The sequence below is a fragment of the Citrobacter amalonaticus genome (assembly GCF_001559075.2).
Lineage (GTDB): Bacteria > Pseudomonadota > Gammaproteobacteria > Enterobacterales > Enterobacteriaceae > Citrobacter_A > Citrobacter_A amalonaticus_F.
The window spans coordinates 1,596,331-1,621,266 of record NZ_CP014015.2 but is presented as its reverse complement, the minus strand read 5'-3'; the positions used below and the strand labels follow the sequence as shown (position 1 = coordinate 1,621,266).

At 54.8% G+C, this 24,936-nt stretch carries 22 protein-coding genes; 10 read left to right on the top strand and 12 right to left on the bottom strand.

Going from position 1 to position 24,936, the window contains the following annotated elements:
* Positions 1 to 20: 20 nt before the first annotated feature.
* Positions 21 to 866 (bottom strand): glycerol uptake facilitator protein GlpF, encoded by an 846-nt coding sequence (gene glpF / locus AL479_RS07755; protein ID WP_042325574.1) that lies wholly within the window; start codon positions 864 to 866, stop codon positions 21 to 23.
* A gap of 388 nt (positions 867 to 1,254) precedes the next feature.
* Between glpF and zapB the strand changes: the two genes are divergently transcribed.
* Positions 1,255 to 1,500, top strand: a complete 246-nt coding sequence (gene zapB / locus AL479_RS07750) for a septal ring assembly protein ZapB (RefSeq protein ID WP_102602991.1) — start codon at positions 1,255 to 1,257, stop codon at positions 1,498 to 1,500.
* A 230-nt stretch (positions 1,501 to 1,730) separates the two neighbouring features.
* Here zapB and rraA read toward each other — a convergent pair whose 3' ends face one another.
* The 7 genes from rraA to priA form a co-directional block, all read right to left on the bottom strand.
* Entirely contained in the window at positions 1,731 to 2,216 is a 486-nt protein-coding gene (rraA, locus tag AL479_RS07745) for a ribonuclease E activity regulator RraA (RefSeq protein WP_042998924.1), read from the bottom strand.
* 92 nt (positions 2,217 to 2,308) lie between these two features.
* The gene (menA, locus tag AL479_RS07740; RefSeq protein ID WP_061075666.1) at positions 2,309 to 3,238 is read right to left on the bottom strand and encodes a 1,4-dihydroxy-2-naphthoate polyprenyltransferase; all 930 of its coding nucleotides are present in this window, start codon (positions 3,236 to 3,238) and stop codon (positions 2,309 to 2,311) included.
* A 66-nt stretch (positions 3,239 to 3,304) separates the two neighbouring features.
* A complete protein-coding gene (gene hslU, locus AL479_RS07735; protein ID WP_044257468.1) occupies positions 3,305 to 4,636 on the bottom strand; it encodes an HslU--HslV peptidase ATPase subunit in 1,332 nt (443 codons plus the stop codon).
* A 9-nt stretch (positions 4,637 to 4,645) separates the two neighbouring features.
* The gene (hslV, locus tag AL479_RS07730; protein WP_015966504.1) at positions 4,646 to 5,176 is read right to left on the bottom strand and encodes an ATP-dependent protease subunit HslV; all 531 of its coding nucleotides are present in this window, start codon (positions 5,174 to 5,176) and stop codon (positions 4,646 to 4,648) included.
* Between the two features lie 91 nt (positions 5,177 to 5,267).
* A complete protein-coding gene (gene ftsN / locus AL479_RS07725; protein ID WP_061075665.1) occupies positions 5,268 to 6,251 on the bottom strand; it encodes a cell division protein FtsN in 984 nt (327 codons plus the stop codon).
* Between the two features lie 85 nt (positions 6,252 to 6,336).
* Positions 6,337 to 7,362, bottom strand: a complete 1,026-nt coding sequence (gene cytR / locus AL479_RS07720) for a DNA-binding transcriptional regulator CytR (protein WP_044257471.1) — start codon at positions 7,360 to 7,362, stop codon at positions 6,337 to 6,339.
* Positions 7,363 to 7,519: 157 nt separating this feature from the next.
* A complete protein-coding gene (gene priA / locus AL479_RS07715; RefSeq protein ID WP_105291732.1) occupies positions 7,520 to 9,718 on the bottom strand; it encodes a primosomal protein N' in 2,199 nt (732 codons plus the stop codon).
* Positions 9,719 to 9,922: 204 nt separating this feature from the next.
* Here priA and rpmE point away from each other — a divergent pair, with 204 nt between their 5' ends.
* The 3 genes from rpmE (at position 9,923) to AL479_RS07700 (ending at position 12,790) form a co-directional block, all read left to right on the top strand.
* On the top strand, positions 9,923 to 10,135 hold the full coding sequence (gene rpmE / locus AL479_RS07710) for a 50S ribosomal protein L31 (RefSeq protein WP_042325590.1): 213 nt from the start codon (positions 9,923 to 9,925) through the stop codon (positions 10,133 to 10,135).
* Positions 10,136 to 10,487: 352 nt separating this feature from the next.
* Positions 10,488 to 11,168: an oligogalacturonate-specific porin KdgM family protein gene (locus tag AL479_RS07705; RefSeq protein ID WP_061075664.1), complete on the top strand. Its 681-nt coding sequence runs from the start codon at positions 10,488 to 10,490 to the stop codon at positions 11,166 to 11,168.
* Positions 11,169 to 11,257: 89 nt separating this feature from the next.
* Positions 11,258 to 12,790 (top strand): MFS transporter, encoded by a 1,533-nt coding sequence (locus AL479_RS07700; protein WP_061075663.1) that lies wholly within the window; start codon positions 11,258 to 11,260, stop codon positions 12,788 to 12,790.
* A 67-nt stretch (positions 12,791 to 12,857) separates the two neighbouring features.
* On the opposite strand, the gene metJ is transcribed toward AL479_RS07700, so the two are convergent.
* Positions 12,858 to 13,175, bottom strand: coding sequence for a met regulon transcriptional regulator MetJ (gene metJ / locus AL479_RS07695; protein WP_042325599.1), 318 nt, complete (start codon positions 13,173 to 13,175; stop codon positions 12,858 to 12,860).
* Between the two features lie 277 nt (positions 13,176 to 13,452).
* Here metJ and metB point away from each other — a divergent pair, with 277 nt between their 5' ends.
* The gene (metB, locus tag AL479_RS07690; protein WP_061075662.1) at positions 13,453 to 14,613 is read left to right on the top strand and encodes a cystathionine gamma-synthase; all 1,161 of its coding nucleotides are present in this window, start codon (positions 13,453 to 13,455) and stop codon (positions 14,611 to 14,613) included.
* A gap of 2 nt (positions 14,614 to 14,615) precedes the next feature.
* On the top strand, positions 14,616 to 17,048 hold the full coding sequence (gene metL, locus AL479_RS07685) for a bifunctional aspartate kinase/homoserine dehydrogenase II (RefSeq protein ID WP_046493460.1): 2,433 nt from the start codon (positions 14,616 to 14,618) through the stop codon (positions 17,046 to 17,048).
* Between the two features lie 89 nt (positions 17,049 to 17,137).
* Here metL and AL479_RS07680 read toward each other — a convergent pair whose 3' ends face one another.
* A complete protein-coding gene (locus tag AL479_RS07680; RefSeq protein ID WP_061075661.1) occupies positions 17,138 to 17,509 on the bottom strand; it encodes a carboxymuconolactone decarboxylase family protein in 372 nt (123 codons plus the stop codon).
* A gap of 88 nt (positions 17,510 to 17,597) precedes the next feature.
* Here AL479_RS07680 and AL479_RS07675 point away from each other — a divergent pair, with 88 nt between their 5' ends.
* From AL479_RS07675 to AL479_RS07660, 4 genes are all read left to right on the top strand, one after another.
* Positions 17,598 to 18,503 carry a LysR family transcriptional regulator gene (locus AL479_RS07675; protein ID WP_061075660.1) on the top strand — a complete coding sequence of 302 codons (906 nt, stop codon included), beginning with the start codon at positions 17,598 to 17,600 and terminating at the stop codon, positions 18,501 to 18,503.
* Between the two features lie 157 nt (positions 18,504 to 18,660).
* Complete coding sequence (metF, locus tag AL479_RS07670) at positions 18,661 to 19,551, top strand: methylenetetrahydrofolate reductase (protein ID WP_061075659.1); 891 nt, start codon at positions 18,661 to 18,663, stop codon at positions 19,549 to 19,551.
* 166 nt (positions 19,552 to 19,717) lie between these two features.
* Positions 19,718 to 21,898: a catalase/peroxidase HPI gene (katG, locus tag AL479_RS07665; protein WP_061075658.1), complete on the top strand. Its 2,181-nt coding sequence runs from the start codon at positions 19,718 to 19,720 to the stop codon at positions 21,896 to 21,898.
* A gap of 108 nt (positions 21,899 to 22,006) precedes the next feature.
* Complete coding sequence (locus tag AL479_RS07660; RefSeq protein WP_061075657.1) at positions 22,007 to 22,912, top strand: DMT family transporter; 906 nt, start codon at positions 22,007 to 22,009, stop codon at positions 22,910 to 22,912.
* Positions 22,913 to 22,956: 44 nt separating this feature from the next.
* Here the strand turns inward: AL479_RS07660 and gldA are convergent, their stop codons facing one another.
* Both gldA and fsa read right to left on the bottom strand, forming a co-directional pair.
* The gene (gldA, locus tag AL479_RS07655; protein WP_061069494.1) at positions 22,957 to 24,060 is read right to left on the bottom strand and encodes a bifunctional L-1,2-propanediol dehydrogenase/glycerol dehydrogenase; all 1,104 of its coding nucleotides are present in this window, start codon (positions 24,058 to 24,060) and stop codon (positions 22,957 to 22,959) included.
* A 213-nt stretch (positions 24,061 to 24,273) separates the two neighbouring features.
* Complete coding sequence (gene fsa, locus AL479_RS07645) at positions 24,274 to 24,936, bottom strand: fructose-6-phosphate aldolase (RefSeq protein WP_061075656.1); 663 nt, start codon at positions 24,934 to 24,936, stop codon at positions 24,274 to 24,276.

The window sequence follows — 24,936 nt, the reverse complement described above, 5'->3', positions numbered from 1 at the left end:
TTATTTGTCCCGTAGTCACATTACAGCGAAGCTTTTTGTTGTGAAGTGGTCGTGGTTTCCTTCTCTTCCACGGCACAGGTATCGCACGGCAAATGGCGACCGATCAGCTTGCGATAGGCGAAAGCGCCCAAAATAGCGCCAACGATGGGGCCAAACAGCGGCACCAGGAAGTAAGGAATATCTTTGCCACCGGTGAAGGCGACATTACCCCAGCCCGCGAGCCAGGCGAACGCTTTCGGACCGATGTCACGTGCCGGGTTCATCGCAAACCCGGTCAGTGGGCCCATGGATGCGCCGATAACCGCAATCAGTAAACCAATCAACAAAGGAGCCAGCGGGCCACGCGGTACACCGTTACCGTCATCAGTCAGCGCCAGAATAAGCCCCATCAGGATAGCGGTAATCACCATTTCAACCGCGAAGGCCTGCACAAAATTGATATGTGGGTTGGGATACGTTGAGAAAGTGCCGGCCAGATCAACACTCTCAATGCTGCCACGTACAATGTGGTGCGTTTGTTCGAAGTCGGCGAAAAGATTGTAGTAAAGCCCGTAAACTAACGCCGCTGCGCAAAAGGCACCGGCAAATTGAGAAAGGATAAAAGGAACAACTTTGCGCTTGTCGAAACACGCAAACAGCCACAACGCGATAGTGACTGCCGGGTTGAGATGTGCGCCAGACACACCTGCGGTCAGGTAGATAGCCATGGCTACCCCCAGTCCCCAGATGACGCTGATTTCCCACTGTCCAAAAGACGCACCCGCGACTTTAAGCGCAGCGACACACCCCACACCGAAGAAAATCAACAACCCGGTACCGAGGAATTCAGCAATGCACTGGCCTTTTAAGGTTGATGTTTGACTCATAATCGGATCCTGAAGAGTTTAATGTTTATTGTATGCGAGGAGGTCACTGACGTCCGCGATGCCCTGTAGGCACACTGTTAATTTATCGTTAACGAGCACAAACGAGAAATATCGAACTTAAAATGTGTGTGCTCCGTCAATAAAATGAGCGTTTTCGCGCCATAAAGCGCGTTTTGTTATACAAAAATAGTGTGAGCTGAATCATTTCATTAACCAAAGTGTTAACACTTAAGGGTTAGGCCGTCGATGTCTGTAAGAGTCGACTGAAAAGTGTTGCAAACCGCAATCAGCGCGGGATGCCGCTGGACAGGGAGGGCGGGGCTTCATACAATCGGCACTATATATTGTGCGCGTTCACGTGAAGCGTCGCCTTGCAATTCAGGAGAGTATGACCATGTCTTTAGAAGTGTTTGAGAAACTGGAAGCAAAAGTACAGCAGGCGATTGATACCATCACCTTGTTGCAGATGGAAATTGAAGAACTGAAAGAGAAGAACAGCTCTCTGGCGCAGGAAGTGCAATCTGCACAGCACAGCCGCGAAGAGCTCGAGCGCGAAAATCAGTCTCTGAGAGAACAGCAGAATGGCTGGCAGGATCGTCTACAGGCGCTGCTGGGCCGCATGGAAGAAGTCTAATCCTCGTCATCTTTCACATTATGGCGGCGTTGGCTGCGCGTATTCACCCCAGTCACATAGTTATCTATGCTCCTGGGGATTCATCCGCTTGCCGCCTTGCCCTAACGCGAAATCTTTAGAGGATTCCTGAGCAAGTCGCTTGTAGGCCGGATAAGGCGCTTGCGCCGCCTTCCGGCATTGTCTCAGATGACACCGCGCATAAAAAAGGCACCTTGCGGTGCCTTTTTTGATCACTCGATATCAAGCGGGTCTTCGGAGAGAATGATTCCGGTGTTATCGGCGTACAGATGGTCGCCGGAGAAGAACGTCACGCCGCCGAAATTGACGCGCACATCGCTTTCCCCAATCCCTTCACCTGCTGCACCTACCGGAATCGCGGCAATCGCCTGAATGCCGATGTCCAGCTCTTCCAGATCGTCTACCTGACGCACCGCGCCGTAGATGACCAGGCCTTCCCATTCATTTTGCACAGCCAGACGCGCCAGTTCGGCGTCGACCAGCGCACGACGGACAGAACCGCCGCCGTCGACCAGCAGAATGCGACCACGGCCATTTTGTTCGAGCAGATCGTACAGCAACCCGTTGTCCTCGAAACATTTCACTGTGACGATTTGTCCGCCAAACGACGACCGTCCTCCAAAGTTAGAGAACAGGGGTTCCACGACGTTGACATCTTCTTGATAGATGTCACAAAGCTCGGAAGTATCGTATTTCATAGGCTTAACGTTCAGTTGCTGCGAGAATTTTTAGTATATCGCGCTAAGCGTACTGTTGGCAAAATCATCAATTGTTAATTGATATTTGTCAGTTATCTTGCCCACTGACTTAAGAAAATCCCGACGACAAACAGTAGGTTAGTCAGCAACGCGGCTTTTACTGTACGTTCAAGCATTGGGCGCATCGCTGCCGGTTCCATCTGGCGCATCACGTAACGCGCCTGTTTTACCAGCACTGGCGCGGCCAGCAGGAATAGCCAACCCCACGGACTTTGCAGCGAAAGCAGGTTAAACAGCGCCAGGCAGACCAGCGTTCCTATCAGTAAGCAAGCGTGGTAACGACGGGCATTTACGGCGCCGAGGCGGACAACCAGCGTGTTCTTGCCGTTTTCCCGGTCGCTGTTGATATCGCGCAGATTATTGATGTTAAGCACGGCGGTGGCCAGCAGACCGCAGGCGGTAGCCGGAAGGATTAACGCCGGGATCAGTGTATGCGCCTGCAGATACCAACTGCCCATCACGCTCAGCCAGCCAAAGAAGACCAGCACGGAAATATCGCCCAGACCGATATAGCCATAAGGACGATTGCCCACGGTATAGGTGATAGCGGCAATGATCGACAGCACGCCGAGCACCAGGAAACCGACAAAATCCGCCGGTGTGCGGCACGCCACCGCAACCAGCGACAGACCGGACAAGCAAATGAGCACGACGGTGATGATCAGCGCGCGCTTCATCTCCTGTTGAGTGATTACCCCTTTTTGCATCCCACGCAGCGGCCCAATACGATCCGGCTTATCGCTGCCCTTAACGGCATCACCATAGTCGTTGGCGAGGTTTGACAGGATTTGCAGAAGCCCTGCCGTAATGAGCGCCAGCAGGGCGACCAGCGGATCAAAGTATCCCTGCCACCATGCCAGGGCCGTACCGACGATGATCGCCGCGAAGGCGAGCGGTAGGGTCTTGGGTCGTAAACTTTCCAGCCAGGCCTGGGAGCGGCTAATTTGTTGTTGTTCAGTCATATTTAGCGCCAATAAAAATGGGGCCTTTCAGCCCCATCAACAATGATGAAAATGCAGTGAACGCGATTATAGGATAAAACGGCTCAGATCTTCATCTGCGACCAGCGCATCCAGATGTTTGCTCACATAATCCGCATCAATTGTTATGCTTTGACCGTTCAAATCGCTCGCATCATAGGAAATATCTTCCATCAGACGCTCCAGAACGGTGTGCAGGCGACGGGCACCGATGTTTTCGGTGGTCTCGTTAACCTGCCATGCTGCTTCAGCAATACGCTTGATACCGGATTCAGTAAACTCAATGTTGACGCCTTCGGTCGCCATCAGCGCTTTGTACTGCACGGTAACAGAAGCGTTAGGTTCCGTCAGAATACGTTCGAAGTCGCTGGTGGTCAGCGCCTGCAGCTCTACGCGAATCGGCAGACGGCCCTGCAGTTCCGGGATCAGGTCAGACGGTTTCGCCACCTGGAATGCGCCGGAGGCGATAAACAGAATGTGGTCGGTTTTGACCATACCGTGTTTGGTCGAGACGGTGCAGCCTTCAACCAGCGGCAGCAGGTCGCGCTGTACGCCTTCACGGGACACGTCCGGGCCTGAGGATTCGCCGCGCTTACAGATTTTGTCGATTTCGTCGATAAACACGATCCCGTGCTGCTCAACGGCGTCGATAGCTTCCTGTTTCAGCTCTTCCGGGTTCACCAGTTTGGCCGCTTCTTCTTCAATCAGCAGCTTCATCGCGTCTTTGATTTTCAGCTTACGCGCTTTCTGCTTCTGCCCGCCCAGGTTCTGGAACATGGACTGCAGCTGGCTGGTCATCTCTTCCATTCCCGGAGGCGCCATGATTTCCACGCCCATCGGCGCGGCGGCAAGATCGATCTCGATTTCTTTATCGTCGAGCTGGCCTTCACGCAGCTTTTTACGGAACGCCTGACGTGCAGCGGACGGTTCAGACTGTTGCTCCGCCTGGCCCCAGTTATTTTTAGCTGGTGGGATCAGCACATCAAGAATGCGCTCTTCTGCCATCTCTTCCGCACGATAGCGGTTTTTTTCGATCGCCTGGACGCGAACCATTTTGATGGCGGCATCGGTCAGATCGCGGATGATAGAGTCGACTTCTTTACCGACATAACCCACTTCGGTGAATTTTGTCGCTTCCACTTTGATGAACGGCGCGTTGGCAAGCTTTGCCAGACGACGGGCGATTTCGGTTTTACCGACGCCGGTTGGGCCGATCATCAGAATGTTTTTCGGTGTGACTTCATGGCGCAGCTCTTCGTCGAGCTGCATGCGGCGCCAGCGGTTACGCAGTGCAATCGCCACGGAACGCTTGGCGTTATCCTGGCCGATGATGTGCTTATTCAGTTCGCTGACGATTTCGCGTGGGGTCATTTCAGACATGGGAGATCCTTACGCTTTAGACGGTAATTCTTCAATGGTATGGAAATGGTTGGTGTAAATGCAGATATCACCTGCAATATCCAACGCTTTTTCAGCAATGTCGCGAGCGCCGAGCTCGGTGTTTTCCAGCAGAGCACGTGCCGCAGCCTGGGCGTAGGGACCGCCGGAGCCGATGGCAATCAGATCGTTTTCCGGCTGCACGACGTCACCGTTACCGGTGATGATGAGGGAGGCGGTTTCATCCGCGACCGCCAACAGCGCTTCAAGTTTGCGCAGCATGCGATCGGTACGCCAGTCTTTCGCCAGCTCAACGGCGGCTTTGACCAGATGTCCCTGATGCATTTCCAGCTTGCGCTCAAACAGTTCGAACAGCGTGAATGCATCCGCCGTACCACCCGCAAAGCCAGCAATGACTTTGTCGTTGTACAGACGACGCACTTTCTTCACGTTGCCTTTCATTACGGTGTTACCCAGTGTGGCCTGACCATCACCGGCGATAACCACATGGCCGTTACGGCGTACGCTTACTATTGTTGTCACGAGCAGACCCCTTGGTTACAAATACAGAATACAAGCCCCGCACAGTGTACGGGGCGTAATGCAACTATAGATGGGGGGGATTTTGGGGGTTTCAACCCCCGGAGGCGAGTCGAATACAGTTTGTGTGACCTGCCATCTTCAGACGGCTAATGGTGCTGTCGGCATTCTCTTTGCCTTTCACCGGCCCGATGACCACGCGGTTCCAGCCATTGTTGGTGGTGATTTTGGAGTCAAAGCCTTCAAAAGCTAACTGCGCACGCACGGTTTCTGCCTGCTCAGCGCCTTTAAACGAACCACACTGCACCATCCAGCGACGTTCGTCTTTCTTCTCTGCCGTCGGCTTCGGAGCCTCTGGCACGCGCTCAACCGGCGCGGCTGGCTGTGTTTTTGGCTGCGACGCCGTGGTGTGCGCCGGTGTCTGTAGCAGATCCTGGTACGGCTGCGATGTCGTGGCAGATTTCTGCGGCTGCGTAGCAGGCTTCGACGGTTGCTGTACTGGCGCCGTTTGCGCAGTACGCGTTTGCGTCTGTGGCGGCGTACGCGGCTGTTGAACCGGCGGCGTGCTGTTCCACTGCTGCTGTTGTTGCTCAACCTGACGTTGCTGAGCCTGGCGCTGCAACGTTTGCTGACGCTGTGCCGGCGTCTGCTCGTTCCACGGCACTTCGTTGAGCTGCGTCGGCTGCTGGCGCATATCGGCCTGCATTTGCGCAAGTAGCTGGCGCTGTTCTTCAGTCAGTTGATCCGGCTTCATGACTTCACCACCGGCAGACGGTTCTGTAGGCGTACGTACGCCCGGCTGGCGGCTTTCCAGCTCTTTAATATAGCGCCAGCGCTCTTCCGGTTTTGGCGGCAACCCGTTGCCGGTCACTTTCTGACCCTGCAACGTTTCGGATTCTTCTTTTTTATGATGCGTAATGAAGTACAGACCACCGATAAAGGCCACAAGCACGGCGGCGGCAATGGCGACCATTGCGGGCGATACCGCAGACGTGTTGCGTTGCTTTTTCCGTGAGGTGCTCTTTTTGCGCCGCGAAGATGCCGGTTGGCCGCGACGTACATAATCTCGTTGTGCCACTATCGTTTCGCTGTATTGATTCGTTCGTCAGCCCGCCATGTTACTTAAGCGGCGGGCCTTTGACCAGACACGGTGTCTGAAAGGTTTACGTTAAGGCGCGCGTCGTACCCCGAAGGATTAACTCACAATCCATTAAACGCGAGCCGCTGTTGACATTTTGCCCCTGAATTTGGTCAAGCAGCAACAGCATCGCTTCGCGACCAATTTCGAAGCGCGGTTGCGCAACGGTGGTCAGCGGCGGATCGCAAAATTCCGCCAGGGCGATGTTGTCGAAACCAATAATCGACAGGTCATCCGGGACGTTGATGCCCTGACGTTTGGCCCATGAGAGGGCGCCAAGCGCCATGACATCGCTATGACAGAATACCGCTGTCGGTGGTTGCGGCAAGTCGAACAGTTGTTTAAGCGCATTGCCGCCCGCTTCGTAGGTAAAATCCCCACGGGCGATATAGTGTGGATCAACGGTAATACCGCAACGACGCAGCGCCTGTACGTAACCCTGCAAGCGGTAATGACACAGCGGCATCTCTTCCGGCCCGGCAATGCAGCCAATGCGCTGATGTCCCAGCTCATGCAGGTAGTTCACGGCATTGAAGGCGGCGGTCAGGTTATCGATATGGACGGTGGGCAGTTCCAGTTCCGGCGCAAATTCGTTCGCCATCACCATCGGCGGCAGATTGCGCTGCTCTTCAATACTGGCGTCAAACGGCAGACGAGAGCCCAGCAGCAGCATGCCATCAATTTGCTTGGTGATGATCAGATTGACGAAGGTTTTTTCCTGCTGGTTCTGATGCGCGCAATCGCCGATCAGCACCAGATAGCCATGACTGGCGGCGGTGACCTCGATCCCACGGATCAGTTCGCTAAAGAAGGGATCGCAAATATCCGGAACAATCACCAGGATGGTTCGCGATTCATTGCGTTTGACGTTGCGTCCCGCCGCCTGCGGTAAATACCCCACCTCTACAGCTGCCTGTTCAACCCGGTTTCGGGTGGACTGAGAGACTTTATCCGGGTTCATTAGCGCGCGAGACACGGTTGCCGTTGAGACTTTCGCCTTCATAGCAACATCTTTCATTGTAGCGGCAGCAACCTGCTTATTCGGTTTCACTCTTTCTCCTCGCCTGGGAAATCCGGCGCAGCACAATCCCTGTTTAAATTCACATCGGAAACATTTTTATCAGATAGCGAATGGAAACGGTTACAGAATTTTCATAAAAAGTGTGATGGGTGTTAAATTTTACGATCCGCCTCGCATCGTGAGGGGATTATCCCTCAATAGGATCGACATCCAGCACCCATTTCACCTTGCGTGAATCCGGTAAGGTATTGATGAGCGCGAGCGTTCCACTGACGATATGTTGCAAACGAATTCGTGACGGATGTTGCAATAAAATCTGCCAGCGATAGCGTCCGCCGCGCTTCGGCGCCAGCGCCGGAACGGGGCCTAACACCCAGAGCTTGTCATCTGCCAGCGGGCTGGCCTGGATCAGATTACGCAACTGCTGCAAAAACAGCGGAGCCTGCTGATTATTATGATCTTCTGCACGCACGATGACGTGGCTGGTCCACGGCGGCAGTTGCATCGTTTGGCGTTCGGCCAGCGCCTGTTCGGCAAATGCGTCATAGCCTTTATGCAACAGGGTTTGCAGCAGCGGATGTTCCGGATGATGAGTCTGCAAAACCACTTCCCCCTGTTTGCCTGCGCGTCCTGCGCGCCCGGAAACCTGAGTATAAAGTTGGGCAAAGCGCTCCGCCGAGCGGAAGTCTGCGGAGAACAACGCGCCATCCACATCCAGTAGCGCAACCAGCGTCACATCAGGGAAATGGTGGCCTTTCGCCAGCATCTGGGTGCCGATCAGAATCCTTGCGCCGCCGCGATGCACCTCCGCCAGATGCTGCTCAAGCGATCCTTTTCGGCTGGTGGTGTCGCGGTCAATGCGGGAAATCGGCACGCCGGGAAAGAAGGGGGCTAAGGCTTGTTCAAGCTGCTCGGTGCCTAACCCGACCGGCACCATATGCGTGGAGCCGCAGGAGGGGCACTGACGCGGCACCGGGCGCTGACTGTCGCAGTGGTGACAGCGCAAGTGGTGTTGCGCCTGGTGCAGGGTGTAATAGTGATCGCAACGCGGACACTCTGCAATCCAGCCGCAGTCGTGGCAAAGCAACGCAGGCGCAAAGCCCCGGCGATTGAGGAATAAAATCACCTGGTTGTCGGCCTGTAAATGCTGGCGCATACGGGCGATCAGCGCCGGCGCCAGACCAGCCTGTACCTGCTGACCTTTTAAATCCAGTACGTGCTGGGTGGCGGGGCGCGCGTTTCCGGCCCGGCGTGTCAGGCGCAGCATGCGGTATTTTTTCTGCCGCACGTTGCACAGCGTTTCCAGCGCCGGGGTGGCCGAACCGAGGATAATCGGGATGTGTTCACTATGGGCGCGCCAGACCGCCAGATCGCGGGCATGGTAGCGCCAGCCTTCCTGCTGTTTATAGGAACTGTCGTGTTCTTCATCGATCACGATCACGCCAAGATTTTTAAACGGTGTAAATAAGGAGGATCGGGTGCCAATGACGATCGCCGCTTCGCCGTTTTTCGCCTTCAGCCAGGCAGAGAGGCGTTCGCTGTCGTTGAGCGCGGAGTGGAGTACTTCCACCGGCGCGTTGAAACGTTCGCGAAAGCGGGCGATGGTTTGCGGCGTCAGGCCAATTTCCGGCACCATTACCAGCGCCTGTTTACCCTGCGCGAGGACGTTTTCCAGTACGCTCAGGTAAACTTCGGTTTTACCTGACCCCGTCACCCCGGCCAGCAACCAGGCAGAGAAACTGTCTGACGCACTGTGAATGGCGCCAACGGCGGTGGCCTGTTCGGTGTTCAGGCGCAGACGTTCGCCGCAGACCGCGTAATTTGTGCGCCAGTCGCTAAAACCAGGCGTTTCGCTCGCCAGTTCGCACAAGCCTTTTTTACGCAGCGCCTGAAGCGCGGCATCGTTGAATTCGAGATCGGCCACGCGATCGCGCCAGATTTTTCCCTGTCGCAACGCAGCCAGCGCCCGCTGCTGTTTGGGGGAACGCTTCAGGCTATTGAGATCAACGGCCTGACCCTCTTCGGTGGCAAACCAGTACCACATTGGCGCGTTGGTAGCGGGTTTCCCCTGGCGCAACAGGATGGGCAGGGCGTGGAACAGCACATCGCCGATGGGATGATGATAATAATCCGCCGCCCAGATCAGCAGACGCCAGACGGAGGTCGAAAAGAGCGGTTCATCATCCAGCACGTCAACGATCGCTTTCAGTTCATGCAGCGGCAGCTCGCTTTTGTCGCTGACCGAGACCACGATCCCGACACGCTCCTGCTGCTTGCCAAACGGCACGCGCACGCGACACCCGGCCTTGACGTTCATGCCTTCCGGCAGAAGATAGTCAAAGGTGCGTGGAAGCGGAACGGGTAAGGCAACGTGCGCTACGGGCATAAATCGTCCTGACTTGAAATCTGGCGGGTTAGTATACACATTAGTCGTGGGTGACGAGCGAATCAGTTTGCATGAGTGGGCTAATTTCTGTATGATTCGCCGCCTTTGATGCAAATTGCTTGTGTCAAAACTATACTATCAACATCGCGTGGTGTCTGGCGTTAGGGCTGGAAGAGCGACGCGGCCTTAAACTGAGGTTTCCCCATGAAAAAAGATATTCACCCGAAATACGAAGAAATTACTGCTACCTGTTCTTGCGGTAACGTCATGAAAATCCGCTCTACCGTTGGTCACGATCTGAACCTGGACGTGTGCGGTAAATGCCACCCGTTCTACACTGGCAAACAGCGTGACGTTGCAACCGGTGGCCGTGTTGACCGCTTCAACAAGCGCTTCAACATCCCGGGCAGCAAATAAGTTTCAGCTGTCAAAAAAAAAGCGCCGACTGGCGCTTTTTTTGTATCTGAATTTTATCTGTTCCATATATATCATTGACGTCTTGAATGAATAATGTGACACTAACTTGAAATGGTGTTTTTAATTTATCGGTAAATTGTTTCTGTTGGTGATGTCTGTCTCTCTTATCTTCCCTTTTTTGCCATAATTTTTATTTGCTGGCAAAATTTGAAAGGTTTTACCTTTCCCACTTAAATAAACTTCACTGCGTAATATAAAATTATTTTATCTTTATTTTCATCATTGCATTTTTATCGTAGTGATGTTGATAAGGTCAGATTGTTGTGGACGTTTTCTATTGAGAGGGATTGCTATGAAGCGTAGATATGCGTTATTACTTATTCCAATATTATCTGGAGCCGCTCATGCCGGCTATGTAGATTATCGTCATGAATATTATGACGACGGACGTAACTATGACCGTGTTTATATGTCCCATCGTTTTGCCAGTGGATTTGGCGTTGCGGTAGAGGCGATTTCGCGCTCCGATGATTCGGATCCAAAACATCCGGTTAATAACATGGAGACGAACGGTAACGAGTACACGGCCAGTTACCAGTTCACCTGGCAAAACCTTGTCTGGCAACCGGGACTGGCAATAGAAACAGATGAAGGCCAGGCCATCTATAAGCCGTATTTGCGCGTGCAATATAATATCAATGATAGTTGGTGGACGGCATTCCGTTATCGTTTTGAGTATACTCGTCGCAATTCAGAAGGCAGGGATGATCGAATGGTTTATCGCCCGGAAGCCTGGTTGGGCTATAACCTTCATGACTGGATGTTTGAACTGAACGGTATTTATAAAATCGCAGACAGTGAAGATTTATATAATAATAAAAAAGAAGACTATGAACTTAACTTTCGCGTAGCCTATAAAATAGGTTCCTGGGTTCCTTTTGCTGAAGTGGGTAACGTCTCTTCCGGCTATAATACGGCGACAACCGACGATCGTCAGACACGTTATCGTATTGGTATTGGTTATAATTTCTGATTAATAAATTCTTCTCTATGACATATTCCTGTGCGGTAAGCGTATTTTTTTGCCGCACGTACTTCATGCTTAATAATCAGGGAATCCAGATGAATAAGCGAAAAATAGGTCTTGTGAATTACCTTGCCTATGGCTCAGGTGATTGTCTTGGCGCAGGGACAACCGCGCTGACTGCGGCATGGTTATTATATTTTTACACCACCTTTTGCGGATTAACGCCAATAGAAGCGACGTTTATTTTTGCGATGGCCAGAATTCTGGATGCGGTGGTCAGTCCGTTGATGGGGTATCTGACGGATAGTTTTGGCAATACGTGGTTGGGAAAACGATTTGGTCGGCGGAAGTTCTTTATTTTACTGGGTATTCCCTGCGTTTTCTCCTATAGCCTGATGTGGATGGGGGGAATGAGCTACTGGTATTATCTGGTCACCTATCTGTTGTTCGACGTGGTCTACACCATGATTCTGGTACCTTATGAAACGCTGGTTCCGGAAATGACCGACGACTTCAGGCAGAAAACGAAGTTTTCCGGGGCGCGTATCGCGATGGCGCAATTGTCAGCGATCCTGGCGGCTTTTTTACCCGGCATTTTGCTGAACCATTTTGGTAAGGATAATGCCATCTCCTTCTTTTACGCCAGCCTGGTCTTCGCCATTATGTGTGCCGTAGTGCTGACTCTCGTCTGGTGCTTTACCTGGGAACGTGAACGTAGTGCGGAAGAGCTGGCGGCGCAGGCGAAAAAGCTCACTCTGGGACAGAGTCTGCACCGCCTGGTGATTGAGCTGAGCTCAACGTTTCGCATTCGTATTTTTCGTCTGCATCTCGGGATGTATCTCGGCGGCTATATTGCGCAGGACGTTTTCAACGCCGTGTTTACCTATTACGTGGTGTTCGTGCTGATGCAAAGCCCAACGCTGGCATCCAATCTCATGGGGACGATGGCGATCCTGCAGTTTATCGCCGTGATGGCGATGATCCCGCTGTGTATCCGTTTTGGCCCGGCGCCGTCGTACCGCGTGGTGGTTGTGCTATTTGGCCTGGGCGCGCTGTCATACTCCGCGCTGTACTATAGCGGGATGAGCGACAATTCAGCGCTGTTACTGCTGATTTCCGCAGTGGCCGGTCTGGGGCGTGGCGGCATTAACTATATCCCGTGGAACATTTATACCTACATTGCGGATGTGGATGAGGTCATCACCGGACAGCGTCGCGAGGGAATATTTGCGGGCATCATGACCCTGACTCGCAAAGCGTCTCAGGCTGGCGCCGTTATGTTGGTCGGCATTGTGATGCAGTATTCCGGTTTTGTCTCAGGGCAGGCCACTCAGGTGCCGGGCGTCAGCCATACCATCATGCTGATCCTGAGTTTCGGTACGGTGGCGGTGCTTTGCCTGGGATTCCTGGTTTCGCTGCGTTTTCGATTAAACCTGAAAACGCACAAGATACTGCGCGAAGAGACGCTAAAAATGCGTCAGGCCGGAGGGATTACCCCGGACGCGATCACACCTCAGGCGCGTCAGACCGTGGAGATGCTGGCTGGTATGCCGTACGAACAGCTGTGGGGAAACAATACGATTGGTTATGTAAATCGACAGAAGACGCAGCGCCATCAGCCTGCCTGACCCAAGAGAGCCAAATCGGTCATCACCGTGAAAAAAAAGCAGAAGCGTGGCTTCTGCTTTCTCTGCATCAATATTCCCACGTCTCCGGGTCGATACCCAGTTCACGCATGATCTCTTTTGCCGCTTCCGGGATTTCATCGCTGCGCTCTTTGCGCAGGTCTGCATCGTTTGGCAGGGGTTGTCCGGTAAAAGCATGCAGAAACGCTTCACACAGCAGCTCGCTGTTGGTGGCGTGACGCAGGTTGTTCACCTGACGACGCGTGCGTTCATCGGTGAGGATTTTTAACACCTTCAGAGGAATGGAAACCGTAATTTTCTTTACTTGTTCACTCTTCTTACCGTGCTCAGCGTATGGGCTGATATATTCGCCGCTCCATTCAGCCATGAGATACCTTAATCCTCTTCGTCATTAATATGGGGCAAGACCACACCATTAGTGTGACTACTCGCCGTAATTCCGCATAGTTTACCGTACAGGCGATACCGTGACACGGATTAAGCACCTGTAGTTGTGCGCTAATGCAGATAATTTTAACGGCTATTTCCAGTTTGCTCAATCTATACGCAAAGAAGTTTAGATGTCCAGATGTATTGACGTCTATTGTTAACCTGTTTACTCTGGGACCTGATTTTTCATCGACTCAGCTCAGGAACACCCTAACATGACGCGTAAACAGGCCACCATCGCAGTGCGTAGCGGGTTAAATGACGACGAACAGTACGGTTGCGTCGTTCCGCCGATTCACCTTTCCAGCACCTATAATTTTACCGGTTTTAATGAGCCTCGTGCTCATGACTACTCCCGTCGCGGCAACCCTACGCGCGATGTGGTTCAGCGTGCGCTGGCCGAACTGGAAGGCGGTGCGGGTGCGGTGCTGACCAATACCGGTATGTCGGCGATTCATCTGGTGACGACCGTGTTCCTGAAGCCTGGCGATCTGCTGGTGGCGCCGCATGACTGCTACGGCGGCAGCTACCGCCTGTTTGACAGTCTGGCGAAGCGCGGATGCTATCGCGTGCGCTTTGTCGATCAGGGAGATGAGCAGGCGTTACAGGCCGCGCTGGCCGAAAAACCTAAACTGGTGCTGGTTGAAAGTCCGAGTAATCCGCTGTTACGCGTGGTGGATATTGCGAAAATCTGCCAACTGGCGCGTGAAGCCGGAGCCATCAGCGTCGTTGACAACACTTTTTTAAGCCCGGCGCTGCAAAATCCGCTGGCATTGGGCGCCGATCTGGTGTTGCATTCATGCACGAAATATCTGAATGGTCACTCTGACGTCGTGGCGGGCGTGGTGATAGCCAAAGATCCGGAAATCGTCACCGAACTGGCATGGTGGGCGAATAATATCGGCGTGACCGGCAGCGCATTTGACAGCTACCTGCTGCTGCGCGGGCTGCGTACGCTGTCGCCGCGCATGGAAGTGGCGCAGCGTAATGCACAGGCAATCGTCGATTATCTGCAAACCCAGCCGCTGGTGAAAAAGCTGTATCACCCGTCGCTGCCGGAAAATCAGGGGCATGACATTGCGGCGCGTCAGCAGAAGGGTTTTGGCGCAATGTTGAGTTTTGAACTGGATGGCGATGAGCAGACGCTACGTCGTTTCCTGAGCGGTCTGTCGTTGTTTACGCTGGCGGAATCCTTAGGGGGAGTGGAAAGCTTAATCTCTCACGCCGCAACGATGACGCATGCCGGCATGGCGCCAGAAGCGCGTGCTGCCGCCGGGATCTCCGAGACGCTGCTGCGTATCTCCACCGGTATTGAAGATGGCGAAGATTTAATTGCCGACCTGGAAAATGGCTTCCGGGCTGCAAACAAGGGGTAAACATGAGTGTGATTGCGCAGGCAGGGGCGAAGGGTCGTCAACTGCACAAATTTGGTGGTAGTAGTCTGGCTGACGTGAAGTGTTATCTGCGCGTCGCGGGCATCATGGCGGAATACTCACAGCCTGACGACATGATGGTGGTTTCCGCTGCGGGCAGTACGACCAACCAACTGATCAGTTGGCTGAAATTAAGTCAGACCGATCGCCTCTCTGCGCATCAGGTACAACAGACCCTGCGTCGCTATCAGTGTGAACTGATTAGCGGCCTGCTTCCCGCCGACGTGGCGGAGGCATTAACCAGCCTGTTTATCAGCGATCTGGAACGTCTGGCAAATCTGCTGGACAGCGGTGTGAATGACGCCGTTTATGCGGAGGTTGTGGGTCACGGCGAAGTGTGGTCGGCGCGACTGATGTCCGCGGTGCTCAATCAGCAGGGCATGGAGTCGGCCTGGCTGGATGCGCGTGAGTTCTTACGCGCCGAGCGCGCTGCGCAGCCGCAGGTGGATGAAGGGCTTTCTTACCCGTTATTGCAGCAACTGCTGATCCAGCATCCGCAGAAACGTCTGGTCGTCACCGGCTTTATCAGCCGCAGTAATGCGGGCGATACGGTGCTGCTGGGCCGTAATGGTTCTGACTATTCCGCCACGCAGATTGGCGCGCTGGCGGGCGTTTCCCGCGTCACCATCTGGAGCGACGTGGCCGGGGTGTACAGCGCTGACCCGCGTAAAGTCAAAGATGCCTGCCTGCTGCCGTTGTTGCGCCTGGATGAAGCCAGCGAGCTGGCGCGTCTGGCGGCGCCGGTTCTGCACGCCCGCACGCTGCAGCCGGTTTCCGGTAGCGATATCGATCTCCAGTTGCGTTGTAGCTACACGCCGGATCAAGGCTCCACGCGCATTGAGCGCGTGCTGGCTTCCGGGACCGGCGCGCGTATTGTGACCAGCCATGATGACGTCTGTCTGATTGAATTCCAGGTGCCTGCCAGCCAGGACTTTAAGCAAGCGCATAAAGATATCGATCAGGTCCTCAAGCGTGCGCAGGTGCGTCCGCTGGCCGTTGGCGTCCATACCGATCGTCATCTGCTGCAGTTCTGCTACACCTCGGAAGTGGCCGACAGCGCCCTGCGAATCCTCGATGAAGCCGGCCTGCCGGGTGAACTGCGTTTACGTCAGGGGCTGGCGCTGGTAGCGATGGTAGGTGCGGGTGTCACCCGTAACCCGCTGCACTGTCATCGTTTCTGGCAGCAGTTGAAAGGACAGCCAGTGGAGTTTACCTGGCAGTCGGAAGAGGGTATCAGCCTGGTGGCCGTGCTGCGTACCGGCCCGACGGAGAGTCTGATTCAGGGTCTTCACCAGTCCATTTTCCGCGCTGAAAAACGCATCGGCCTGGTGCTTTTCGGCAAGGGCAACATCGGCTCCCGCTGGCTTGAGCTGTTTGCCCGCGAGCAGAGCACGCTCTCGGCGCGTACGGGTTTTGAATTTGTGCTGGCAGGGGTGGTGGATAGCCGTCGCAGCCTGCTGAACTATGAAGGGCTGGACGCCAGTCGGGCGCTGGCGTTCTTCAATGATGAAGCCATTGAACAGGATGAAGAGTCGCTGTTCCTGTGGATGCGCGCGCACCCGTATGACGATCTGGTGGTGCTGGATGTGACCGCTAGCGAACAGCTGGCGGATCAGTATCTCGACTTTGCCAGCCACGGTTTTCACGTTATCAGCGCCAACAAACTGGCCGGGGCGAGCACCAGCAATAAGTATCGCCAGATCCACGACGCGTTTGATAAGACCGGGCGTCACTGGCTGTACAACGCTACCGTGGGCGCAGGATTGCCGATCAACCACACCGTGCGCGATCTGATTGACAGCGGCGACACTATCCTGTCGATCAGCGGGATCTTCTCCGGCACGCTGTCCTGGCTGTTCCTGCAGTTTGATGGCTCTGTGCCGTTTACCGATCTGGTGGATCAGGCCTGGCAACAGGGGCTGACGGAGCCGGATCCGCGCGTTGACCTGTCGGGTAAAGATGTGATGCGCAAGCTGGTGATTCTGGCACGTGAAGCAGGCTACGACATCGAGCCGGATCAGGTCCGCGTTGAGTCGCTGGTTCCCGCGCATTGTGAAGAAGGCTCAATCGACCACTTCTTTGAGAATGGCGATGAACTGAACGATCAGATGGTGCAGCGTCTGGAAGCAGCCCGCGAAATGGGGCTGGTCCTGCGCTATGTGGCGCGTTTCGACGCCAACGGCAAAGCGCGTGTCGGTGTGGAAGCCGTTCGTCCAGAGCATCCGTTGGCAGCGCTGCTGCCGTGCGATAACGTCTTCGCTATTGAAAGCCGCTGGTATCGCGATAACCCGTTGGTGATCCGCGGACCCGGTGCCGGGCGTGACGTCACCGCCGGGGCGATTCAGTCGGATATTAACCGTCTGGCGCAACTGCTGTAGTTTTTTGCCGGATGGCGCTGCGCTTATCCGGCCTACAGTTCAGGTATAATCCAGGCCGGATAAGATGCTTCAGCATCCTGTCCGGCGCGTTACCGCCCGGCAAACACCTCTTTTGCGGCGAACAGACCGTTCAGCGCCGCCGGGAAACCGGCATACACCGCCATCTGCATCATGACCTCGATAATCTCCTCCTGCGTTAATCCAACATGCAGCGCGGCAGCGATGTGAACCTTCAACTGCGGCGTGGCGTTGCCCAGTGCGGTTAAGGCCGCAACGGTGGCGATTTCCCGACTACGTAAATCCAGCCCAGGCCGGGAATAAATGTCGCCAAAAGGAAACTCAATCAGATAGCGAGCGAAGTCGGGCGCAATGTCCTTCAGGCTCTCGACGACGGCATCGCCGCCTTTGCCATCAACCTGCTGTAGCAGGTTTTGACCGGTGATAAATCGTTCTGAATGCATGGTGTCTTCCTCATCTGTCAGGGGATGGCGTGAGGATAGGATGGGTGGAATGATTTGGATAATACCGTTTCCGTGATACCTTTTCGGTATGACAACACCGCCTCTGCACTCTCTGGATATTCGCCTGCTGCGTTACTTTACCGTGGTGGCGGAAGAGAACAACATGAGCCGGGCAGCCCTGCGACTGTTTATGTCGCAACCGCCGCTCAGCCGCCATATACGCCAGCTTGAAGAACGTCTGGGGGTGACGCTGTTTGTCCGTCATACCAAAGGGTTGACGCTGACAAATGAGGGGCTGCGCGTGCTGGAGATCGTGCGTCCGCTGCTGGAACAGCAGGATAAAACCTATGCGGCCCTGAGTCAGCTTGCGCCAGACGGCGTGCAGTTGTTGCGCCTGGGGCTGACGACGGCATTTGAGCAGGGCGTTTTCGCCGCGCTGGAAACGCAACTGAATACCCGGGTCGACACCCTGCGTCTTGTGCGCCAGGGCTCGCCCGATCTCGTACGTCAGGTGCGACGCGGAAAACTGGATGCTGCCGTGGTGGCGCTGCCGCTGGAGACCACCGGACTGGCTATCACGCCGCTCGACTGGCGCGAGCCGCTCATCGCTGCGTTGCCTGCCATCTGGCCAGAGTCTGGCAGTGACGCCCTCTCCCTGAAGGCACTTAATCTCCGACCGCTGTTCTGGTTCAGCCGGGAACGAAATCCGGCCTTCTTTGACGCTACGCGGGCGCGCTTTCAGCGCGTGGGTTACGCTCCTGCTTGTCTTGAAGAACCGCTGGAGCATGACGTTCTGCTGGCGCGAATTGCCCATGGCGATGGTCTGAGCTTATTTCCTGCTTCCTTTGCTGCTATTCAGCGTCAGGGCGTGGTTTTTCGTCCACTGAGTGACGGCGAGCTCAGTGTTCAGGCGGGGCTGGCGATGCTGCCGGAGAACGCTGCGCGCTTACAATGGCTGAAAAGCGTGATGCTATCCGCCGGCATCGCCGACTAACGTGAATTTTTTTCATCTTCCCTGACTTTTCCTCACCATCAACGATGATTTTTCAGTTGACGTCATCGCGCTTTTCCGTCATTTTTACATCTGGACGTCTAAACGGATAGATGTTCACAACACAACATATAATGACAAGCGATTGATGAGGTAAGGTATGAGCTTTTTTCACGCCAACCAGCGGGAAGCCCTGAATCAGAGCCTGGCGGAAGTCCAGGGTCAGATTAACGTTTCGTTCGAGTTTTTCCCGCCGCGCACCAGTGAAATGGAGCAAACCCTGTGGAATTCCATCGATCGCCTGAGCAGCCTGAAGCCGAAGTTTGTTTCGGTAACCTACGGCGCCAACTCTGGCGAACGCGACCGCACGCACAGCATCATCAAAGGGATTAAAGATCGCACCGGTCTGGAAGCCGCACCGCATCTGACCTGTATTGATGCGACCCGCGATGAACTGCGCACTATTGCACAGGACTACTGGAACAACGGAATCCGCCACATCGTTGCGCTGCGCGGCGATCTGCCGGCAGGCAGCGGCAAGCCGGATATGTATGCTGCCGACCTGGTGAGCCTGCTGAAAGAGGTGGCCGACTTTGATATCTCCGTCGCCGCTTACCCGGAAGTGCATCCGGAAGCGAAAAGCGCGCAGGCGGATCTGCTCAACCTGAAACGCAAAGTGGATGCCGGGGCTAACCGCGCCATCACCCAATTTTTCTTTGACGTCGAAAGCTACCTGCGTTTTCGCGACCGCTGCGTCTCTGCGGGTATTGACGTGGAAATCATTCCTGGCATTCTGCCGGTCTCGAACTTTAAGCAGGCGAAGAAGTTTGCCGATATGACCAATGTGCGCATTCCGGCGTGGATGTCACAAATGTTTAACGGCCTCGATGACGATGCGGAAACTCGCAAGCTGGTGGGGGCAAATATCGCCATGGATATGGTGAAAATTTTAAGTCGGGAAGGGGTAAAAGATTTTCATTTCTATACACTTAACCGCGCTGAAATGAGCTACGCGATTTGCCACACCCTGGGTGTCAGACCCGGCGTCTAAAATGCCTCGGCCCTCCCTGGAGGGCTTTTTTACACCTCATTTTGATCTACATCTCTGTAACTAAAAATATAAAAGGTATCAGCTATCGAATCTGTGGATTATTTCGACTATATCTTATCTCTGTAGGTGTATATCGTAATGTAAACACTGTAAAGGGAGCATATAGATGAGCACGCCAGACGATATCCATAACCCGACGTCCGCCGGAAAATGTCCTTTTCATCAGGGCGGCCATGACCAGAGCGCTGGAGCAGGAACAACCAGTCGTGACTGGTGGCCTAACCAGCTCCGCGTCGACCTTTTAAACCAACATTCCAATCGCTCAAACCCGCTGGGTGAAGATTTCGATTACCGCAAAGAATTCAGCAAATTAGATTATGCCGCGCTGAAAGGCGATCTCAGAGCGCTTCTCACCGAATCTCAACCGTGGTGGCCTGCTGACTGGGGAACCTATGCCGGTCTGTTTATCCGCATGGCCTGGCACGGCGCAGGTACCTATCGTTCTGTTGACGGACGCGGCGGCGCGGGTCGTGGACAGCAGCGTTTCGCTCCCCTGAATTCCTGGCCGGATAACGTGAGCCTGGATAAGGCGCGTCGCCTGCTGTGGCCAATCAAGCAAAAATACGGTCAAAAAATTTCCTGGGCTGACCTGTTTATTCTGGCGGGTAACGTCGCGCTGGAAAACTCCGGCTTCCGTACCTTTGGTTTCGGTGCAGGTCGTGAGGACGTCTGGGAACCGGATCTGGATGTAAACTGGGGCGATGAGAAAACGTGGCTTGCCCACCGTGACCCCGAAGAACTGGCTAAACGTCCTTTAGCCGCCACCGAGATGGGGCTGATTTACGTTAACCCTGAAGGTCCTAATGCCAGCGGTGAACCTCTTTCTGCGGCCTCAGCGATTCGTGCAACCTTTGGCAACATGGGGATGAACGATGAAGAGACCGTTGCGTTAATTGCGGGTGGCCACACATTAGGGAAAACCCACGGCGCAGGCCCGGCGACGCACGTCGGCCCTGACCCGGAAGTGGCACCGCTCGAAAACCAGGGTTTAGGCTGGAAAAGCGATTTTGGCAGCGGTGTGGGCGCGGATGCGATTACATCCGGACTGGAAGTGGTCTGGACGCAAACCCCAACCCAGTGGAGCAACTACTTCTTCGAGAACCTGTTCAAATATGAGTGGGTACAGACGCGTAGCCCGGCCGGCGCCATCCAGTTTGAAGCGGTCGATGCGCCAGAAATTATTCCTGATCCGTTCGACCCGTCGAAAAAACGTAAGCCGACGATGCTGGTCACCGACCTGACGCTGCGTTTTGATCCGGAATTCGAAAAAATTTCCCGTCGCTTCCTGAACGATCCGCAGGCGTTTAACGAAGCCTTCGCCCGTGCGTGGTTCAAACTGACCCACCGTGATATGGGGCCGAAAGCGCGTTACATCGGACCGGAAGTGCCAAAAGAAGATCTGATTTGGCAGGATCCGCTGCCGCAACCCACCTTCAATCCAACGGAAGAAGATATCCTGAGCCTGAAGTCTGCCATTGCGGATTCCGGTCTCTCAGTGGGCGAGCTGGTGTCCGTTGCGTGGGCGTCTGCGTCGACCTTCCGCGGCGGTGATAAACGTGGCGGGGCGAACGGTGCGCGTCTGGCATTAGCGCCGCAGCGCGGCTGGGATGTCAATGCGATTGCTACGCGTGCGCTGCCGGTTCTGGAGAAAATCCAGCGTGATTCCGCTAAAGCGTCGCTGGCCGATATCATCGTTCTTGCTGGTGTCGTGGGGGTTGAAAAAGCCGCCAGCGCTGCAGGTGTCAGCATTCATGTGCCGTTTACTCCAGGTCGTGTGGACGCGCGTCAGGATCAGACGGATATTGAGATGTTTGAACTGCTCAAGCCGCTCGCCGATGGGTTCCGTAACTATCGCGGCGAACCAGGCGCGGCAGCGACAGAATCTCTGCTGATCGATAAAGCGCAGCAGTTGACCTTGACCGCACCGGAAATGACCGTGCTGGTGGGTGGTCTGCGCGTGCTTGGCGCGAACTACGATGGCAGTAAACACGGTGTCTTTACCGATCGTCCGGGCGTACTCAGCAATGACTTCTTCGTTAATTTGCTGGATATGCGTCACGAATGGAAACCGGTTGATGAGTCAAACGAACAGTTTGAAGGTCGCGATCGTCAGACAGGTGAAGTGAAATACACTGCTTCCCGTGCCGATCTGGTCTTTGGCTCTCATGCGGTGCTGCGTGCTCTGGCGGAAGTGTATGCCGGTAGTGATGCGCACGTGAAGTTCGTGAAGGACTTTGTCGCGGCATGGGTGAAAGTGATGAACCTGGACCGTTTCGACCTGCAGTAAGCCCAACGCTGACGTAATCTGACCCCACTTCAGCGACTGCTTGCAGTCGCTGAAGTGTATTTGTAGGGGTATAGTGTCCGCAGGAAACGTCAATCTACTGGATCTATCATGTCTGTCTCAGGAAAGGGCAATCCACTGGCAATCGGTGGTCTTATCTTGCTTACCCTTATCTGGAGCTATAGCTGGATTTTTATGAAGCAGGTCACGAGCTATATCGGCGCGTTCGACTTCACTGCATTACGCTGTATCTTCGGAGCCTTAATATTATTCATCGTCCTCCTTTTGCGCGGCCGTGGTCTGCGCCCGACGCCATTTCGGTTTACGCTGGCGATTGCGCTGTTGCAGACCTGCGGGATGATTGGCTTCGGCCAGTGGGCGCTGGTCAGCGGCGGGGCGGGAAAGGTCGCGATTCTGACCTATACCATGCCATTCTGGGTCGTCATTCTGGCGGCGCTGTTTCTGGGTGAGCGACTGCGACGCCTGCAATACGCCGCGATAGCCCTTGCCGCAACAGGGCTACTGCTGGTGCTGCAACCGTGGCAACTGGATTTATCAACGTTGAAGAGCGCCCTGCTGGCGATTCTCTCCGGCGTCAGCTGGGGCGCGAGCGCCATTGTCGCTAAACGTCTGTATGCCCGCCATCCACGCGTCGATTTGCTGTCGTTAACGGCCTGGCAGATGTTGTATGCCGCGCTGGTGATGAGTGCGGTGGCCTGGCTGGTGCCGCAGCGGGAAGTTGACTGGCAGCCGGTGGTCCTCTGGGCGCTGGGATACAGCGCGATTCTTGCGACGGCGCTGGCCTGGAGTTTGTGGCTGTTTGTCCTGAAGAATTTGCCTGCCAGTATCGCCAGTTTAAGCACTCTGGCGGTACCGGTCTGCAGCGTACTGTTTTCCTGGTGGCTGCTTGGCGAAAATCCCGGTCCCGTTGAGGGTGGGGGAATTGTGCTGATCGTTATGGCGCTGGCAATTGTCAGCCGGAAAAAGCGTGAGCTACAGGCGGTAGAACAGGCTTGATGAAATGAGAAACACTCCCGGCGATGCCGGGAGTGTAGAGCGCGTTATTCCCACTCTTGCAGATAGCGCTGACCGTACTGGTCGGCAACCAACAGCGCTGCATAAACCTGATCCGGCGTTGCGCCGCCAGGCATGTTGTGAATGGTTTCGCCTTCCGCGCAGGAGGCTTCCGCCACGATACGCATTTTCGCCGGGATATCCTGTTTGATATCCAGTTGCGCCAGCGTAATCGGCAGACCGACGGAATGGCACAGTGCGGCAACGGTCTCAATCTCTTCAACCGGCGCGTTTTCCAGAATCAGCTGAGTCAGCGTACCAAAGGCCACTTTTTCACCGTGATAGTAGTGGTGCGCATCCGGGATCGCCGTCAGGCCGTTGTGAACCGCGTGCGCGGCAGCCAGACCGCCGCTTTCAAAGCCGACGCCGCTCAGATAGGTGTTGGCTTCAATCACGCGTTCAAGCGCCGGGGTCACGACGTGCTGTTCGGCGGCGAGCATCGCTTTTTCACCCTCTTCGAGCAGCGTGTTGTAGCACAGTTCAGCCAGCGCCAGCGCCGCCTGAGTGCATTTGCCGCCCGCCATGGTGATCGCGCCGCTGCGTGAACACGCGCGCGCTTCAAACCAGGTGGCCAGCGCATCACCAATCCCTGCGGCTAACAGACGCGCCGGGGCGCCGGCAACGATTTTGGTGTCAACGATAACCATATGCGGGTTATGCGGTAGCAGCAGATAACGATCAAATTCACCGGCATCGGTGTAGATAACCGAAAGGGCGCTGCATGGCGCATCGGTTGAGGCGATGGTCGGGGCGATCGCCACAGGCAGGTTCATAAAGTGGGCAAGGGCTTTGGCGGTATCCAGCGTTTTACCGCCGCCGATGCCGAGCACGGCGCCACACTGCGCGTTTTCCGCCACGCTGCGCAAACGGTCGATCTCGTTTTGCGAGCATTCACCGCCAAACGGCGCAACTTCCAGCGCCAGTCCTGCATTTTTAAAGCTTTTTTCCAGCTCGCCCTGAGCGAAACCGAGAACAAATTTGTCGCCGACAACCAGCCAACGTTCAGCCAGCGGCTTGAGGTATTCGCCAAGACGTGTGATGACATCTGCACCCTGGATGTACTTACCGGGGGATTGAATAATGCGATCCATACTTTATTTCCTCTTTTATCCGTCATAATTCAGGCTGCAGATGCGTTGGCTTCTGAGTTACTCGTCTCATCTATGAGACTTGCCCTTACGGGCCGCCGCTCCGCGACGTTCAAATCTGTTCCTGACAGATTTGTCGCTCACCCCAGTCACTTACTGGTGTAAGCTCCTGGGATTCGCTGCGTCGCCGTCTTCCTGCCGCGTGAATTATTTAGCCTAAAAATGAATGCTTCCGAATGCGTTTTTCCAGTCTTGTTCAAACTTCTCAACAGCTGACTGTACCGCAGGGGTATCGAGCATTTGTTGCGCTACATCTAAAGGAAGGGTGATTGCTTCACAGCCCGCCAGCAGACAATCCAGCGCCTGGCGTGGCGTTTTAAAACTGGCGGCCAGTACTTTGCTTTTCGGTGCATGACGTTCCAGTAGCGTCTGTAATTCCTGAACTGTGCGGATACCGTCTCCGCCCTGGGCATCTACGCGGTTGACGTAAGGCGCGACATATTTCGCCCCCGCCAGCGCGGCAAGCAGTCCCTGAGAGGCGCTGTACACGGCGGTACCCAGGGTGACTATGCCCTCTTTTTTCAACTGATTGATGGCGACCAGTCCTTCAGAAGTTACTGGGATTTTCACCACAATTCCCGGAACGGCATTGTTCAGACGTTTAGCTTCGTTCACCATTCCCTGCGCATCGCGGCTCATGGTCTGGGCAAACAGAACGCCGTTTTCGCCAATCACCTTTTGCAGACGCGGCAGAACATCCCAGATGGATTCTTTGCTTGCCGCGACAATACTCGGGTTGGTCGTCACCCCGGCGATAGGGAAGATGCGGGCCAGACGTTCGACTTCCGCCACATTGGCGCTATCCAGATACAGTTCCAT